The 15,992-nt window shown below is 62.4% G+C and carries 15 protein-coding genes; 5 read left to right on the forward strand and 10 right to left on the reverse strand.

Annotated features, from left to right (window positions below; translation table 11 throughout):
• Window positions 1–202: 202 nt before the first annotated feature.
• From CEW87_RS12410 to CEW87_RS12440, 7 genes are all read right to left on the reverse strand, one after another.
• The gene (locus CEW87_RS12410) at window positions 203–1,387 is read right to left on the reverse strand and encodes a phosphoglycerate kinase (RefSeq protein ID WP_108977173.1); all 1,185 of its coding nucleotides are present in this window, start codon (window positions 1,385–1,387) and stop codon (window positions 203–205) included.
• A 60-nt stretch (window positions 1,388–1,447) separates the two neighbouring features.
• Window positions 1,448–1,900: a hypothetical protein gene (locus CEW87_RS12415; RefSeq protein WP_108973425.1), complete on the reverse strand. Its 453-nt coding sequence runs from the start codon at window positions 1,898–1,900 to the stop codon at window positions 1,448–1,450.
• A 21-nt stretch (window positions 1,901–1,921) separates the two neighbouring features.
• Entirely contained in the window at window positions 1,922–2,935 is a 1,014-nt protein-coding gene (gene gap, locus CEW87_RS12420; protein WP_108951038.1) for a type I glyceraldehyde-3-phosphate dehydrogenase, read from the reverse strand.
• Between the two features lie 93 nt (window positions 2,936–3,028).
• Window positions 3,029–5,050 carry a transketolase gene (gene tkt / locus CEW87_RS12425; protein WP_108973426.1) on the reverse strand — a complete coding sequence of 674 codons (2,022 nt, stop codon included), beginning with the start codon at window positions 5,048–5,050 and terminating at the stop codon, window positions 3,029–3,031.
• A 161-nt stretch (window positions 5,051–5,211) separates the two neighbouring features.
• On the reverse strand, window positions 5,212–6,087 hold the full coding sequence (locus tag CEW87_RS12430) for a phosphoribulokinase (RefSeq protein ID WP_108973428.1): 876 nt from the start codon (window positions 6,085–6,087) through the stop codon (window positions 5,212–5,214).
• Between the two features lie 66 nt (window positions 6,088–6,153).
• A complete protein-coding gene (locus CEW87_RS12435; protein WP_234421529.1) occupies window positions 6,154–6,378 on the reverse strand; it encodes a hypothetical protein in 225 nt (74 codons plus the stop codon).
• Window positions 6,379–6,486: 108 nt separating this feature from the next.
• A complete protein-coding gene (locus CEW87_RS12440; protein ID WP_108973431.1) occupies window positions 6,487–7,296 on the reverse strand; it encodes an inositol monophosphatase family protein in 810 nt (269 codons plus the stop codon).
• Between the two features lie 129 nt (window positions 7,297–7,425).
• Between CEW87_RS12440 and CEW87_RS12445 the strand changes: the two genes are divergently transcribed.
• From CEW87_RS12445 to CEW87_RS12465, 5 genes are all read left to right on the forward strand, one after another.
• Window positions 7,426–8,148, forward strand: coding sequence for a 16S rRNA (uracil(1498)-N(3))-methyltransferase (locus tag CEW87_RS12445; protein WP_108973433.1), 723 nt, complete (start codon window positions 7,426–7,428; stop codon window positions 8,146–8,148).
• A 54-nt stretch (window positions 8,149–8,202) separates the two neighbouring features.
• Window positions 8,203–9,690, forward strand: a complete 1,488-nt coding sequence (pap, locus tag CEW87_RS12450) for a polyphosphate:AMP phosphotransferase (RefSeq protein WP_108973435.1) — start codon at window positions 8,203–8,205, stop codon at window positions 9,688–9,690.
• Window positions 9,691–9,928: 238 nt separating this feature from the next.
• Entirely contained in the window at window positions 9,929–11,251 is a 1,323-nt protein-coding gene (gene argA / locus CEW87_RS12455; RefSeq protein WP_108977175.1) for an amino-acid N-acetyltransferase, read from the forward strand.
• A 55-nt stretch (window positions 11,252–11,306) separates the two neighbouring features.
• On the forward strand, window positions 11,307–12,704 hold the full coding sequence (locus CEW87_RS12460) for a sensor domain-containing diguanylate cyclase (RefSeq protein WP_108973437.1): 1,398 nt from the start codon (window positions 11,307–11,309) through the stop codon (window positions 12,702–12,704).
• Between the two features lie 119 nt (window positions 12,705–12,823).
• The gene (locus tag CEW87_RS12465; RefSeq protein ID WP_108951045.1) at window positions 12,824–13,096 is read left to right on the forward strand and encodes an oxidative damage protection protein; all 273 of its coding nucleotides are present in this window, start codon (window positions 12,824–12,826) and stop codon (window positions 13,094–13,096) included.
• Window positions 13,097–13,193: 97 nt separating this feature from the next.
• Here CEW87_RS12465 and phoU read toward each other — a convergent pair whose 3' ends face one another.
• The 3 genes from phoU to glp are packed head-to-tail and all read right to left on the reverse strand — an operon-like array spanning window position 13,194 to window position 15,898.
• Window positions 13,194–13,895 carry a phosphate signaling complex protein PhoU gene (phoU, locus tag CEW87_RS12470; protein ID WP_108973439.1) on the reverse strand — a complete coding sequence of 234 codons (702 nt, stop codon included), beginning with the start codon at window positions 13,893–13,895 and terminating at the stop codon, window positions 13,194–13,196.
• A gap of 60 nt (window positions 13,896–13,955) precedes the next feature.
• On the reverse strand, window positions 13,956–14,618 hold the full coding sequence (rpiA, locus tag CEW87_RS12475; RefSeq protein WP_108973441.1) for a ribose-5-phosphate isomerase RpiA: 663 nt from the start codon (window positions 14,616–14,618) through the stop codon (window positions 13,956–13,958).
• Window positions 14,619–14,647: 29 nt separating this feature from the next.
• The gene (glp, locus tag CEW87_RS12480; protein WP_108973443.1) at window positions 14,648–15,898 is read right to left on the reverse strand and encodes a gephyrin-like molybdotransferase Glp; all 1,251 of its coding nucleotides are present in this window, start codon (window positions 15,896–15,898) and stop codon (window positions 14,648–14,650) included.
• Window positions 15,899–15,992: the final 94 nt, after the last annotated feature.

Genomic DNA, 15,992 nt, shown 5'->3' on the forward strand with positions numbered 1-15,992 from the left:
CGTTGCTGTCGCCTTTTATGGCAGCGGAAGGGGGCTGGCGCAGCCTCGTCCGTTCTGGGGCGCGCCGATTGCAGGCGCCCGGCGCGAGCTGGCGATGGCATGACCGAAGCGAGGTGAGCACGACGGGCGACCGTTTTTGTGCCATGAAACGGAAAAGGGCCGCATTGCGGCCCTTTCCTTGTGCGCGACTACCTGCAACGACTCAGTCGTTGTAGCGTGCCTCAAGTGCGGCAATCGCGGGGAGCGTCTTGCCTTCGAGGAACTCGAGGAAGGCGCCGCCGCCGGTGGAGATGTAGCCGACGTCGTCTGCGATATGGAACTTGGCAATGGCCGCCAGGGTGTCGCCGCCGCCTGCAATCGAAAAGGCTTCGGAGTGTGCGATGGCGGAGGCCATCATCTTTGTGCCGCCTGCGAACTGGGCGTGCTCGAAGACGCCCACCGGGCCGTTCCAGACGATGGTGCCGGCGTGAGCGATGATGTCGGCGAGTTTTGCCGAGCTCTTGGGGCCGAAGTCGAGGATGCGGTCCTGCGGGCCGACTTCGTCGACCGGGATGCGGTTGGCGCGCGCCAGCGCAGAGACCTCGTCCGCCACGACCACATCAACCGGCAGCGGCACTTCGGCGCCACGGGCCTTCATGATGTCCATGACCTGATGGGCTTCGCGGACCATTTCCGGCTCGGCAAGGGACTCACCGATGCGCTTGCCTGCGGCGAGCAGGAAGGTGTTGGCAATGCCGCCGCCAACGATCAGCTGATCTACTTTTTCCGCGAGGGTCTTGAGGATGGTCAGCTTGGTTGACACCTTGGCACCGCCAACGATCGCCACCAGGGGGCGAGCAGGCGCATGCAGGGCCTTGGACAGGGCGTCGATCTCCGCGCCCATCAGCATGCCGGCGCAAGCCACGGGGGCAAAGCGGGCGATGCCGTGGGTGGTGGCCTCGGCACGGTGGGCCGTACCAAAAGCGTCGTTGACGTAGATGTCGCACAACGCGGCCATCTTCTTCGCCAGCTCTTCGTTGTCCTTCTTTTCGCCCTTGTTGCAGCGGCAGTTTTCGAGCAGAACGACCTGGCCGGGTTCGACCACAAAGCCGCCATCAACCCAGTCGGCAATCAGCTTCACCGGCTTGTTGAGCAGTTGCCCAAGTCGAACGGCAACCGGTGCCAGGGTGTCGTCGTGGCCGACCGTGCCCTCGGTGGGGCGACCGAGGTGGGAGGTGATCATCACCGCTGCGCCATTGTCCAGGCAGTACTGGATGGACGGGATGGAGGCGCGGATACGGGTGTCTTCGGTAATGTTGCCGGCGTCGTCCTGGGGAACGTTGAGGTCGGCGCGAATGAAGACCTTCTTGCCGCGCACATCGAGCTCGGCGAGTTTCTTTACTTGCAGGGGCATGTTGTGACTTCCGGAGTAAGCAGGGCCGGGCGCTGACCCGGCCCTGCTGGATGATTACTGGTAACCGTCTTCGGTTGCGTCGTGGTTGATGCCGATCAGCACGCCACGTCCGCCGCCGATGCCGCCGCCGGTATAGATCAGGCTGCCCTGACCCTTGTAGTAGGTCTCAAAGCGATGCCCGTCAGTGCCGAAGTAGAACGGAATCCAGGCCTTGCCGGTGACATAGCTCTTCATGTCGGAGCTGCGGCCGATCTTGTCTTCGACTTCGCTCTGCGACATGCCGATCTGCAGCGACGTGAACTTGCTGTTCTTGGCTGGCTTGCCCCAGATTTCGCCATCGAAGCTGCCATCGCGCGACTTGACGGTGCGGTAGTCCTTGCCGTCTGCGGTTGTGCTTGCAGCAGCAGGCTTGTCGGCAGCCTGTTCGGCCGGCTTCAGCGGGTTGGATACGCAGCCGCCAGCGAGCAGCGCTGTCGCCGAGAGGAGTACGACGAGGGAACGGTTCATTGCTGTGGATTCCCCGTAAGATCAGGCTTGGGCGACGGCTTTCGCGGCGTCGAGCATGCGGCAGGAATAGCCCCATTCGTTGTCGTACCAGGCCAGCACCTTGACCAGCGTGCCGTCCATGACGCGCGTCTGGGTGGCATCGAAGGTGGACGAGTGCGGATCGTGGTTGAAGTCCATCGACACCAGTGGTGCCTCATTGACGGCGAGCACACCCTTGAGCGCGCCCTTGGAGGCTTCGGTCATGAGCTGATTGATCTCTTCCTTCGAGGTCGGGCGGCTCGCGGTAAAGGTGAGGTCGACCAGCGATACGTTCATGGTCGGTACGCGCAGAGCGAAGCCATCGAACTTGCCCTTGAGCGCCGGCAGTACCAGGCCGACGGCCTTCGCTGCACCGGTCTTGGTCGGGATGATGTTCTGTGCGGCGGCGCGGGCGCGGCGCAGGTCCTTGTGACGCACATCCACCAGCACCTGGTCGTTGGTGTAGGCGTGGATGGTGGTCATCAGGCCTTGCTCGATGCCGATGTTGTCCTGCAGGACCTTGGCAACAGGTGCCAGGCAGTTGGTGGTGCAAGATGCGTTGGAGACCACGGTCATGGCGCTGGTGAGCACGTCGTGGTTGACCCCATAGACGATGGTGGCATCGACGTCGTCACCGCCCGGAGCGGAGATCAGGATCTTCTTTGCGCCCTGCTTGAGGTGAACTTCGGCCTTGGCCTTGGTGGTGTAGGCACCGGTGCACTCGAGCAGCACATCCACGCCGAGATCGCCCCAGTTGATGTCGAGCGGGTTCTTGGTGGAGAAGAAGGGGATACGGTCACCGTTGATGATGATCATGTTCTCGCCTTCGGTTTCAACCGGGAAGGCGAAGCGACCATGGGTGGTGTCGTACTTGGTCAGGTGAGCGTTGGTGGCCAGGTCGCCCGAGGCGTTGATGGCGACGATTTCGAACTGGTCGCGCAGACCGAGTTCGTAGAGGGCGCGGACGGTGCAGCGGCCGATGCGGCCGTAGCCGTTGATGGCGATCTTGATGGTCATCGAATAATCTCCCTGACTTGAATGGCTGAAAAATCGAGTACCGACGCCCCCGGCGCCGGCACCTCTCGCGCCGGTCCGGGAGCGACGGCTTGCTTAGCTGATGCGTTGTTTTACGGACTGAATCACGTGTTCGGTGGTGATGCCGAAATGCTTGAAAAGCTCGCCGGCCGGTGCTGATTCGCCGAAGCTGTCGATACCGATGACGTCACCTTCGAGGCCAACATACTTGCGCCAGCCGTCGGTGACGCCCGCTTCCACCGCAACACGCGGCAGGCCTGCCGGCAGCACCGAAGCCTTGTAGGCGACATCCTGACGGTCGAACACATTGGTCGAAGGCATCGACACCACACGAACCGTGATGCCGTCGTCCAGCAGCGCCTTTTGCGCTGCGATGGCAAGCGCGACTTCGGAGCCGGTGGCGATGATGACTGCCTGCGCCTTGCCGCCTGCGGCTTCTGACAGGATGTAGCCACCGCGACGGATCTCGGCGATCTGTTCGCCGGAGCGGGCCTGGAAGGGCAGGTTCTGGCGCGAGAAGCACAGCGACGAGGGGCCGGTCTTGCGCTCGATCGCGCAAGCCCAGGCGACAGCGGATTCGGTGGTGTCGCAAGGACGCCATACATCCATGTTCGGGATCAGGCGCAGGGTGGCGGTCTGTTCCACCGGCTGGTGGGTCGGGCCGTCTTCGCCGAGGCCGATCGAATCGTGGGTGAATACGAACACCTGACGCAGCTTCATCAGCGCTGCCATGCGCAGTGCATTGCGGGCGTACTCGCTGAACATCAGGAAGGTGGCGGTGTAGGGAATCAAACCGCCGTGCAGGCTGAGGCCGTTGGCGATCGCAGCCATGCCGAATTCGCGCACACCGTAGTACACGTAGTTGCCACCGGTTTCACGGCTGACGCCTTTGGCGCCGGACCACAGCGTGAGGTTGGAGCCGGCAAGGTCGGCCGAGCCGCCGATCAGTTCGGGCAGCTTGGGCGCAAACGCTTCGATGCTGTTCTGGCTCGCCTTGCGGGTGGCGATGGTCTCGGCCTTGTCGGTGATCTTTGCGATCACGGCTTCGACGTGCGAGGACCAGTCGGCCGGCAGTTCCTTGTCGATGACACGACGGCGGAACTCGGCGGCCTGCTCGGGGAAGGCTGCGGCGTAGGCAGCAAGCTTGTCGTTCCAGCTGGATTCTGCGGCAGCACCCGCCGAACGGGCGTCCCAGGCTGCGTAGACGTCGGCCGGCACTTCAAACGGAGCATGGTTCCAGCCGATCAGCGCGCGCGCAGCTTCGATCTCTGCAGCGCCCAGCGGGGCTCCGTGTACGTCGTGGCTGCCCTGCTTGTTGGGCGAGCCGGCGCCGATCACGGTCTTGCAGCAGATGAGGGTCGGCTGCGTCGTGTTCGCCTGAGCGGCCTTGATTGCAGCGTCGATCTCGACAGGATCGTGGCCTTGCACATCGCGGATCACCTGCCAGCCGTAGGCTTCGAAGCGCTTCGGCGTATCGTCGGTGAACCAGCCGTCCACATGGCCGTCGATCGAGATGTTGTTGTCGTCGTAGAAGGCAATCAGCTTGCCCAGGCCCCAGGTGCCGGCCAGCGAGCAGGCTTCGTGGCTGATGCCTTCCATCAGGCAGCCATCGCCGAGGAAGGTATAGGTGTGGTGATCGACGATGTCGTGACCGGGGCGGTTGAATTCGGCCGCGAGAACCTTTTCGGCCAGCGCCATGCCCACTGCGTTGGTGATGCCCTGGCCCAGCGGGCCAGTGGTGGTTTCAACGCCGGGGGTGTAGCCGTATTCCGGATGGCCCGGTGTCTTGCTGTGCAACTGGCGGAAACGCTTGAGCTCCTCGATCGGCAGATCGTAGCCGGTGAGGTGGAGCAGGGCGTAGATCAGCATCGAGCCGTGGCCGTTGCTGAGCACGAAGCGGTCACGGTCTGCCCACTGCGGATTGGCCGGGTTGTGCTTGAGGTGATGGCGCCAGAGGACTTCGGCAATTTCAGCCATACCCATCGGAGCGCCCGGATGGCCGGAGTTGGCCTTCTGTACTGCATCCATTGCCAGTGCGCGGATTGCGCCTGTGATGGGGTTGAAAACCGGGGGCTTGACGTTTCTGGACTGCGACATGGTTTCCTCAAAGCCGGGAGGGGCGGCTGGAAAAAACGCGAATTATCGCCGAAAAGAGGGGGTGTTTGGTAGTGGCGAGCCCTTTTGCAACAGTGGCCGGCCTGCTCATTCAAAGCACATCGGCATGAATGGCCGATCGGGCAGGCGCGCTGGCGAAGGGCTCAGACCCACTGCCGGCGTCTTTCCATGAGCTTCCAGATGAGCGGCGTCAGGATCAGCTGCATGGCGAGGTCAAGCTTGCCGCCCGGGATCACGATGGTGTTGGCCCTGCTCATGAAGGCATCGTGGATCATTCGCAGCAGGTAGGGAAAGTCGACGCCGCGCGGATCCTTGAAGCGGATGACCACCATGGATTCATCCTGTGTGGGTACATCGCGCGCGATGAAAGGGTTCGATGTGTCGACCACCGGCACGCGCTGGAAATTGATGTGGCTGCGTGAGAACTGCGGCACGATGTAGTGCACGTAATCGTGCATCCGCCGCAGGATTGTGTCCTGCACCGCCTCCGGGGAGTAGCCGCGCACCCGCGTGTCGCGGTGGATTTTCTGTATCCATTCGAGGTTGATCGTGGGCACGACGCCGATCAGCAAGTCGACGTGACGCGAAACGTCCACTGGTTCGGAAACAACGGCGCCGTGAAGTCCTTCATAGAACAGGCAGTCGGTGCCGACCGGGAGGTCTTCCCAGTCCGTGAAGCTCCCCATGGGGAGGTTCCAGCGCATGGACTGGGCTTCGTTGTGGATGTAGTAGCGGCGGCGGCCGGTGGCGGATTCGCCATAGGCACGGAACAGGTTTTCCAGGTCTTCCAGGAGATTGGCCTCGGGGCCGAAGTGGCTGACGCCGCGCTCTCCCGCACGCTCGGCCTCCTCGATCCGGGCTTTCATTTCTGCGCGGGTGAAGCGATGAAAACTGTCGCCCTCGACGATCGCTGCATTGACGTTTTCGCGATGAAAGATCGCCTCGAAAGTGTGTTTGACCGTCGTCGTGCCTGCACCCGAGGAGCCGGTCACCGCGATGATGGGATGTTTCAGGGACATGATCTGATCCGGAAGCGATGGACGGAAATGGGGGGCAGGGGCAGGGTCGGGCGTTCGGCTAGCGACTCAGGTATCTGCATACAGGCGTGCACATGCCACCACCAGTACATGGACTTCTGCGGCAGAAAGCTCGGGGTAGCGATCGCGGACAACGCGATAGGCAAGGTGGTCGAGCGTACTGTTTGCCCAGCGGCTCTCCCGCGCAAAAAAAGGCGCGATCAGCACGCTCGCTTCGTCGAAGATCTCCCGTACGCGGTGATATCGGCGTTGTTCGGCAGTTTCTTCTTGCATGGAATGGGCTGCTGCGGGTGAGTTCATTTTACTGCTCGGCATGACTGTTTGCCCAAATCATAGCGCGAGATGGTGCGGTGCAGTATGTTGCGACGATCCATGGCAGGCTCAGGAGTGCGACTGCAGCCAGGCACGCCATTCGTCGAACAGTGAGGGGCTGGTGGCTGCAATGACGCCGCGCTTGACCGCTGGGCCGGCCATCAGGGTGCCGCCATCCAGCGCCATTGCCTGTCCGCCCGATTCCGCGAGAATCAACTGGCCGGCTGCATAGTCCCAGAGCATTTGGCCGCCATGCAGATAGACGTCGAGACGCCCGGCCGCCACGAAACACCACTCCAGCGCGCTTGAGCCGAAATTCCGTTGCGAATAGTACGGCGGACGTACCGCAAGTTCGTCTGCGAGGTGGTGGCTGATGCGCTTGAAGTCAACGCCCGCGACGGCTTCTCCGAGAAGTTTCGAGCCCTTGCGCAAGGGTAGTTCGGTGCCGTTGAGAAAGGCTCCGGCCCCTTTCGCCGCATAGAAGCTCTCGTCCGTGATCGGGTTGTAGACCACACCAAACCGGGGTTCGTAGTCGACGAGATAGGCGATTGAAACTGCAAAGAAGGGAATTCCGTTGGCGAAATTCGTCGTGCCGTCAATCGGGTCGATGCACCACATGCCACGACGACCCTGGCTCCACAGCCGGGCTTGTTCTTCGGCGCTCATCTCCTCGCCGAGTACCGGTCCGGGCAACAGTTTGGGCAGGGCTTCGGTGAAGCGCTGCTGGGATGCGACGTCTGCCTCGGTGAAGAAGCTGCCGTCCGCCTTGCTGTTGCGTGAGGACTTCAGGTAGCGGGGCAGGATCTCGTCACGCGCGATCTCCCGAACGAGGGATTCGAGGGCTCGGGCTCGGGCCAGGCGTTGTGCTGCGGTAGGCATCTCAGGCACTCCGTCGGGGTGTGTGGGCTACGAATATCGCGGTGTCGCCAGCATCCGGCACGCCCTGCACGCAGGGAGGATGTCGATGGCGAGGTGCCGCGAGGGAAGGTGCATGCCTATAATCTTACGATGATTTCACGCTTTCATTTTGATGGTGTCCTCCCGCCGGACGGCGAGGTCCCCCTGCCCGATGCCGTTTCTCACCATGCCTTGCGCGTATTGCGCCTGGCGGACGGCGAGCCTTTGGTGCTGTTCGACGGCTCCGGTATCGAGGTTGATGCCCGCCTTGTGGTGCGGGGAAAACAGGGTTTTGTCTTGCTCGGTGAGCGGCATGAGAACAATCGGGAGTCTCCGCTCGAACTGATTCTGGTGCAGGCCCTTGCGAGCGGGGACAAGATGGACTGGATCGTGCAGAAGGCGGTCGAGCTTGGCGCGGCCCGGGTCATTCCGGTGCAGGCAGAGCGCTCGGTGTTGCGGCTCTCAGGGGAGCGGGCGCAAAAACGCCAGGCCCACTGGCAGCAGGTGGCGATTTCCGCCTGCGAGCAATGCGGTCGCAATGTCGTTCCCGAGGTCGCACCCATACAACCGCTTTCCGCCTATCTTGAAGCGAGCACAGGTGCGCACAGACTGGTGCTTGCCCCCGGTGGCGAACGGCCGCTGGCCGAATTGCCACGGCCCGAGGCGGCACTGCATCTGATGATCGGCCCCGAGGGCGGATGGAGTGATGTGGAATTGAATGCATGCCGTGCAGCTGGCGCCATTGCGCTTGGCCTCGGACCGCGGATACTACGTACTGAAACTGCGGGACTGGCCGCCATCGCGGCCATGCAGGCGCGCTGGGGCGATCTCTGAAGCCCGAAGCCAGCCTTCGCCCCACGCGCTGATGCAATCACGAGAGGACGCCTGATGTTTGAATCCGCCGAGTTGGGTCACAGCGCCGACAAGGAAACCTACGACGAGGCTGTACCGGTATTGCGTGCGGCCTTGCTCGACGCGCAGTTCGAGTTGCTCGATTCGAAGCAGTTCGCGGTGGTGGTTCTGATCAATGGTATTGATGGTGCGGGCAAGGGGGAGACCGTCAACCTCCTCAATGAATGGATGGACCCGCGTCATATCGAGGCCTGGGCTTTCGATGCGCCGACCGAGGAGGCGTCGGTCCGACCCTTCATGTGGCCGTTCTGGCGTGCACTGCCGCCGAAAGGCAAGATCGGCGTTCTGTTCAACAACTGGTACACCGACCCGATCCGCGAGCGGGTGGAGCGTAGCAGCAAGAAAGCCGACTTTGACCAGCAGATCGACGAGATTCGTCGCTTCGAGGAGATGCTGGCCCACGAGGGCGTGTTGCTGATCAAACTCTGGTTTCACCTCTCCAAGGATGGTCAGAAGAAGCGTCTGAAGGAACTCGAAAAGGATCCGAAGACGCGCTGGCGCGTCACCGATCGGGACTGGCATTACTTTGAACGCTATGAGCGCTACCGGGACGTCGCCGGACGCGCGCTGCGTCTGACCAGCACCGGTGAGTGCCCGTGGACGATCGTCGATGGCAGCGATGCACGCTTTCGCGCGCTGTTTGTTGGTCGTGTGCTGCTCGACGGCTTGCGCAAGCGCCTCGACACCGCACAGCGGCACTGGATGCCGCGCAAGACTGCGGCGCCCCTGCCGCCTGCGATCGATTCGCTCAATCTGCTCAACAGCCTGCAACTCAAGCAGGACATGAGCAAGAAGGAGTACGAGGACCTGCTGGAACGTTACCAGGGTCGGCTGGCGCTGCTGACCCGCGATCCCGCCTTCCGCAAGCACGGGCTGGTGCTGGTCTTCGAGGGGGGCGACGCCGCGGGCAAGGGGGGCGCGATCCGGCGCATCACGGCCGCGCTCGACGTGCGTCAGTACCGCATCATCCCGATTGCTGCGCCAGGCGAGGAGGAGCGTGCCCAGCCATACCTGTGGCGCTTCTGGCGCCACCTGCCGGGCCGGGGCAAGGTCGTGATCTTCGACCGCTCCTGGTATGGCCGGGTGCTGGTCGAGCGCGTCGAAGGCTTCTGCTCCGAGGCGGACTGGATGCGGGCGTATGGCGAGATCAACGATTTCGAGGATCAGCTCGTTCAGGCCGGTACGGTCGTCGTGAAGTTCTGGCTTGCGATCAGCAAGGATGAACAGCTGGTGCGGTTCAAGGCACGTGAAGCTGAGCCGCACAAGCGCTTCAAGATCACCGAGGAGGACTGGCGCAATCGCGAGCGCTGGGACGATTACGCACGTGCAGTATGTGACATGGCAGACCGTACCAGCACGGAGATCGCACCGTGGACGCTGGTCGAAGCGGACAATAAGCTCTTTGCCCGGATCAAGATTCTGCGCACGGTGTGCGAAGCGCTTGAGGCTGCAATGGCAAAGTGAGTGCCTGCCTGAGCCAGCGTCTGCAGGGGCAATGAAGATGTCTTTTACAAAGCAGGCTTACACGTTTTTTGCAATGCAACATCAAACTGCAGTTGTGTCCGTTAGAATTGAAGCATGACAACAACGTGGGGCGGCGCACGCCAACGGCGGCAGCCGTCTGCTTAAACCAAGCGGTGAATTCTTGAGCGATGATTCTTCCCCTGAAACCACTGCCGATACCGGTGCAAACAAGCCGGCGGTGACGGGTTTCGACTCGACGGCCCAGTTCGTGGCCTGGGTGCGCGGTGCAGCCCCCTATATTCATGCCTTTCGTGGCAAGACCTTCGTCGTCGGCTTTGGTGGCGAGGTGGCTGGTGGCGAGCTCGCGCAAAAGCTTGCCTACGATTGCAACCTGCTTGCCGCGCTGGGTATCCGGCTGGTGCTGGTGCACGGGGCTAGGCCGCAGATCGATGCGGAGATCGAGCGCCGGGGGCTCGAGTCCCGGTTTCACAATGGTCTCAGGGTAACCGACCCGGCGGCGCTCGAATGCGTCAAGTCGGCCATGGCGGTGACCCGCTTCGAGGTCGAGGCCCTGCTTTCCCAGGGCTTGCCCAATACGCCGATGGCTGGCAGCTACATGCGCGTGACCGGCGGCAACTTCATCACGGCGCGACCGGTCGGGGTGGTCGATGGTGTCGATTACCAGTTCACCGGCGCGGTGCGAAAGATCATTGCCGACGAAATCAATGCCGACCTTGATCAGCAGAACGTTGTGCTGATCACGCCGCTGGGGGTGTCTCCCGCCGGCGAGATCTTCAATCTGTGCATGGAAGAGGTGGCAGAAGCCGTTGCGATCGCGGTGAAGGCCGAGAAGCTGATCTACCTTTGCGATGCGCCGGGCCTGCTCGACAGCGACGGCGAACTGATCGAGTCCGTCACGGCCGATGAGGCACAGCGTCATTTCGACGCGGGCGAGGGGCTGACCGAGGATCTGCATCTGTACCTGCCATGCGCGATCCGCGCGGTCCGCAAGGGGGTTGCGCGCAGTCACCTGATCGACCGTGATGAGGACGGCGGCCTGCTGCTCGAGTTCTTCACTCACGCAGGCGTAGGTACGGTGGTGTCGCGTGATGCACTGTTTCGTCTGCGCGAGGCGGGTATCGATGATGTCGCGGCGCTGGTTTCGCTGATTTCGCCGATGGAAGCCGACGGTACCCTGGTGCGGCGGGGCAGGGAGTTGCTCGAGCAGGAGGTCGAACGCTTCACGGTGGTCGAACATGACGGCATGCTCGTCGGGTGTGCAGCGCTGTACCCGTTTACCGAAGACAACGCGGCCGAGCTTGCCTGCCTCGCCGTCGTGCCCGAGTACCGTCGAGCGGGGCTTGGGGATCAATTGCTGAAGCGTATCGAGCGTCGGGCGAGGATGCAGCGCCTGGAGCGCCTGTTCGTTCTCACCACGCGCACCGCACACTGGTTCCGCGAGCGCGGTTTCAGTGAAATCGGACCCGAGACGCTGCCTCAGCGCAAGCGCGATCTGTACAACCTGCAGCGCCGCTCCAAGGTGTTTGTAAAAGCGCTATGAACCGCGCTGCCGCCATGCTCTCGCGCACGATATCGCCACCGGGGGCTGGCGGCGAATGCTGAAGATTCCGTCCATCTGGCGCCGTTCGGCCCCCTCCCGTAAGGCGGACGATGCCGCCGAGCTGGCCTTGTTGCGCAGTGTGGCAAAGGGCATTCATGGTGTCGAGGCGATGTTCAGCGCCGAAGGCAGGCTGCTCTGGATCAGTCCTTCGGTCGAACGGCTCACTGCGCGTCTGCCCGCGCGCTACCTTGGTGCCGACGATGCGCTGGCATTGCTGGTGCACACTTCCGATTTGGCCTATTGCCGCCGGGTCATGAGTGAAGTGCTGGCGACGGGCGAGGCGCGCGATTTTGAGCTTCGCCTGCAGCGCGACGACGGCAGGTTCAACTGGGCGGCTTGCCACTGGCGCGCCCTGCGCGACGAGCAGGGAGGCATCGAGGGTGTCCGGCTGTCGGCAGAAGACATTCAGGCGCGCAAGGAAACCGAGTACACGCTGCTCGAAACCGTGGCCGAACTGCGACGGGCACAGGCCTTGCGCGAACACTATCTCACGCGCAGCAACGATGAGCGGCATCGTCTTTCAGCCCTGCTCAACGTAATCCGGCTCGGAATCCTGTTCATTGATCGGGACCACCGGGTGCTCTATTTCAACAGCGCGATGCTCAAGCTGTGGGGCTACCCGCCGGACGAGAATCTGATTGGGGTGAGGGATGTGGTGCTGCAAAGCACGATTGCGCCCTTGCTGGTGGATCCGTCCGCGTATTTCGCGCATATCGCGACCGTCGTTCGCTCGCCACAAGTGAGCGAGTCGCATGAGTTCAAGTTCAAGGATGGCCGCGTCGTCACCGACATCTCTGCGGTCGTTGAAGGCGGGCTCGATGGTCGTGGTATCGGGCGCGTGTGGATTTACGAGGACGTCACCGAGCGGCGCCAGGTGGCGGAACAGCTGGTGGCGCTCGCGGAGCGTGACCCGCTGACCAATCTGTTCAACCGGCGACGCTTCCATGAAGAACTCGATCGCCTGCTGGCAGATGCGGAGCGCCGGGGGACCGGTGTCGGCTTGCTGTCCTTCGATCTCGACGGATTCAAGCCGATCAACGATCAGTACGGACATCCTGCAGGCGACGAGGTGCTCGTCGGGCTGGCCGATGGGCTGCGCCGTATCGTGAGGCGTAACGAGATGTTCTTCCGTCTTGGCGGCGACGAGTTTGCCGTGCTGGTGCCCGACGCTGACACGGAGGCGCTGTCGGAGCTTGCAAGCCGGCTGCTCGAAGGCGTTGCGTCCTTGCGTTTCAATTTCGCCGGGCACGAGGCAGGTGTTACCGCCAGCATTGGAGCAGCCTGTTATCCGGAACACGGAAAGGATGTCGAGACCCTGATGGCTGCGGCCGACCGGGCCATGTACCGCTCCAAGGACGCCGGGCGCAATTGCTGGCGTCTGGCCGGGCAGTGAGCACGGACCTTGCCGGCTTCACTCATGCGCTGTGCTCAGTGCAATTGCCCGTGTCCGGCAGGCTGATAGAATGGACACCTGAGTGTTCGACTAACCCCAATTGCAAAGAGGAATGAATAATGGCCCGTATGGTCAATTGCGTGAAGCTGGGTCGGGAGGCTGAAGGTCTTGACCTGCCGCCGGTTCCGGGCGAACTGGGCAAGCGTATTTACGCCAGCGTTTCCAAGGAAGCCTGGCAGCAGTGGGTCAAGTACCAGACCATGCTGATCAACGAGAACCGCCTCAATCTGATGGACGCGCGCGCGCGCAAGTATCTCGCCGAGCAGATGGAGAAGCACTTCTTTGAAGGTGGTGCAGACCAGATCGGTGGATACGTACCGCCGGCAGCCTGAGCCAGGATTCTTCCGGCCGGCGTCGTGGCCGGCTGGTGCCGAAATGAAAAAGGGATGGTCAGTGACCATCCCTTTTTTTGCGAGCTGAAGGCCGGAATCAGGTCTTCGAGTTGCCTGCTTCGGCTGCCACGGACTTGGCATAGCGTACATCACGCCCCTGAACGAGGAACACGACGTATTCGGCGACGTTCTTGGCATGATCGCCGATGCGCTCGATGGCCTTGGCGATGAAGAGCACTTCGAGACTGCTGGAGATCGTGCGTGGATCCTCCATCATGAAGGTGATCAGCTGACGCATGGTGCCCTTGAAGTTGGCATCCACGTCCTCATCCTGCTTGGTGATCGCCGTCCAGTTCGTAATATCGGCACGGGCAAAGCTGTCGAGCGCGCTGCGCAGCATGTCGAGCACCAGACCGGTGGCGTGACTCAGGTCGATGCGCATCGAGAACGTATGATCGCCGGAGTGCAGGCGCTTTCCAGCCTTGGCGATCTTCTTGGCCTCGTCGCCGATGCGTTCGAGATCGGCGATGGCCTTGATCACGGTCATCACCAGACGCAGGTCAACCGCTGCCGGCTGGCGCTTGGCGATGATCTGGTTGCACTCCTCGTCGATCTCGACTTCGAGCAGGTTGATCCGGTGGTCGCCCTCGATGACGCGTTCGAGCAGCGCGGTATTTCCGGTTTTCAGGCCCTCGAGCGCATTCGCGACCTGGGTTTCGACCAGGCCGCCCATCTGCAGTACGCCGGTACGGATCTTTTCCAGTTCGGTGTCGAACTGCTTGTGGGTGTGTTCGGTCATTTTAGGCATGGCTTAATCCAGGAAGGCGACAGGCTAGCAGGTCAAAATGAAAGTTTTGTTTCAGTCACGAAGCTGACGCTCTACGCCGTCGGCACCTGCAAGCAAAAGCACGTCGGCGCCACGGCGGGCGAACAGTCCATTGGTGACGACGCCGACGATCTGATTAAGGGTGGTTTCCATGGCCACCGGATCCGCGATCGACAGTCCGTGCACGTCGAGGATCAGGTTGCCGTTGTCGGTGACGAAGCCTTCGCGCAGACGCGGTGAGCCGCCAAGGCGGACGAGTTCGCGCGATACCTGGGCTGCAGCCATCGGGATCACCTCGACCGGCAGCGGGAACTTGCCGAGCGTCGCGACCTTCTTGCTCGCGTCGCAAATGCACACGAAGCGACGGGCCACAGCGGCGACGATCTTTTCGCGCGTCAGTGCGCCACCGCCACCCTTGATCATGCAGAACTGGCCGTCGATTTCATCTGCGCCATCGACATAGACCGGGATCTCTTCGATTTCATCGAGGCTGAAAAGCTTGATGCCGTGGGCGGCGAGGCGCTTCGAGCTTGCTTCCGAACTGGAGATGGCGCCACGGATGCGGTCGCGCATGCCGGCGAGTCCGTCGATGAAGTGGTTGACCGTAGAGCCGGTGCCGACGCCGACGATGCTGCCATCCTCGACTTCCTTGAGCGCTGCGAGGGCAGCGGCTTTCTTGAGTGCGTCCTGATTCATGAAAAATCCGTATGTTGGGTTTGTGTGTGTCAGACGAGGCCGTCGAAGGGCTGGACCCGCACCCGGTCACCGGGCGTTACGCCCGCACAGTCTTCGGGCAGCACGATGAAGCAGTCTGCTTCGGACATCGAGCGCAGGATGCCTGAGCCTTGAGCGCCTGCCTGTGCGACGCTGATCTGGGCATTCGAGCGCGACAGTCGTCCGCGGATGTACTCGCAGCGTCCGGGTTGCTTGCGGATGGCGTCGGTGCAGATTGCTTCGAACAGGCCGGCCGGCGGCAGCGGATTGACCCCCATCAGCTTGAGCAGGGCGTCCTGCACGAACTGATAGAAGGTGACAAGCACTGCAACCGGATTGCCCGGCAGGCCGAACAGCATCGCATTGCCGATGCGCCCGAAGGCCATCGGACGACCGGGCTTGATGGCGAGTTTCCAGAATGAAACCTCGCCCATTCGCGTCATCATGTTACGGATGAAGTCCGCTTCGCCAACCGATACGCCGCCACTGGTGATGATGACGTCGGCGGCCTGTGAGGCTTCGCTGAATGCGGCCTCGAGCGCGGCGGGATTGTCCGCGATCACGCCCATGTCGATCAGATCGCAACCGAGGCGGGTGAGGGCGCCGAACAGGGTGTAGCGATTGCTGTCGTACACTTCGCCCGGTGCCAGCGGACGGCCGATGGATGCGATCTCGTCCCCGGTGGAAAAGAACGCGACCCGCAATCGGCGGCAGACGGTGATCTCGGCGATGCCCAGCGATGCAATCAGACCAAGCTCGGCCGGTCCGCAGCGCCTCCCGGCGCTCAGGGCTGCACTGCCCAGGGCGAGATCTTCGCCGGCACGGCGCAGGTTCTGTCCGCGACGCTGGCCTGCCGGAATGAATACCTGGTTGTCTTCGCGGCGCGTGACTTCCTGCACTACGATGGTGTCGGCGCCTTCGGGAATGGCCGCGCCGGTCATGATCCTGATCGCCTGGCCGGCGCCGACGATGCCTGAAAAGGGACGCCCGGCGTAGGCCGTGCCAACCACGGTCAGGGCTGTATCACCGGCGGCTGCAAGGTCGGTCGCCCGCACCGCATAGCCGTCCATGGCGGAGTTGTCGTGCGCGGGGACGTTGCACGGGGCAATGACATCGAGGGCGAGCACACGCCCAAGCGCTGCGCGCACGGCAACACGCTCCCAGCCAACGATTGTGCTGACCGCGTCGAGGATGGTTGCTCTTGCTTCGTCGGCGCCCAGGAAGTTGCGGGGCGTCGTTTCGGGGGTGGGTGGCTGAGTCATCTGCTGGATCCGGAAGTGCGGTGACGAATGATGTCGCGGACGTCCATTTTTACCACAATGCAGACACAACTGGCGTATTACGCAATGTTGGCTT

The sequence above is a fragment of the Parazoarcus communis genome, assembly GCF_003111665.1.
GTDB classification, from domain to species: Bacteria; Pseudomonadota; Gammaproteobacteria; order Burkholderiales; family Rhodocyclaceae; genus Parazoarcus; species Parazoarcus communis_B.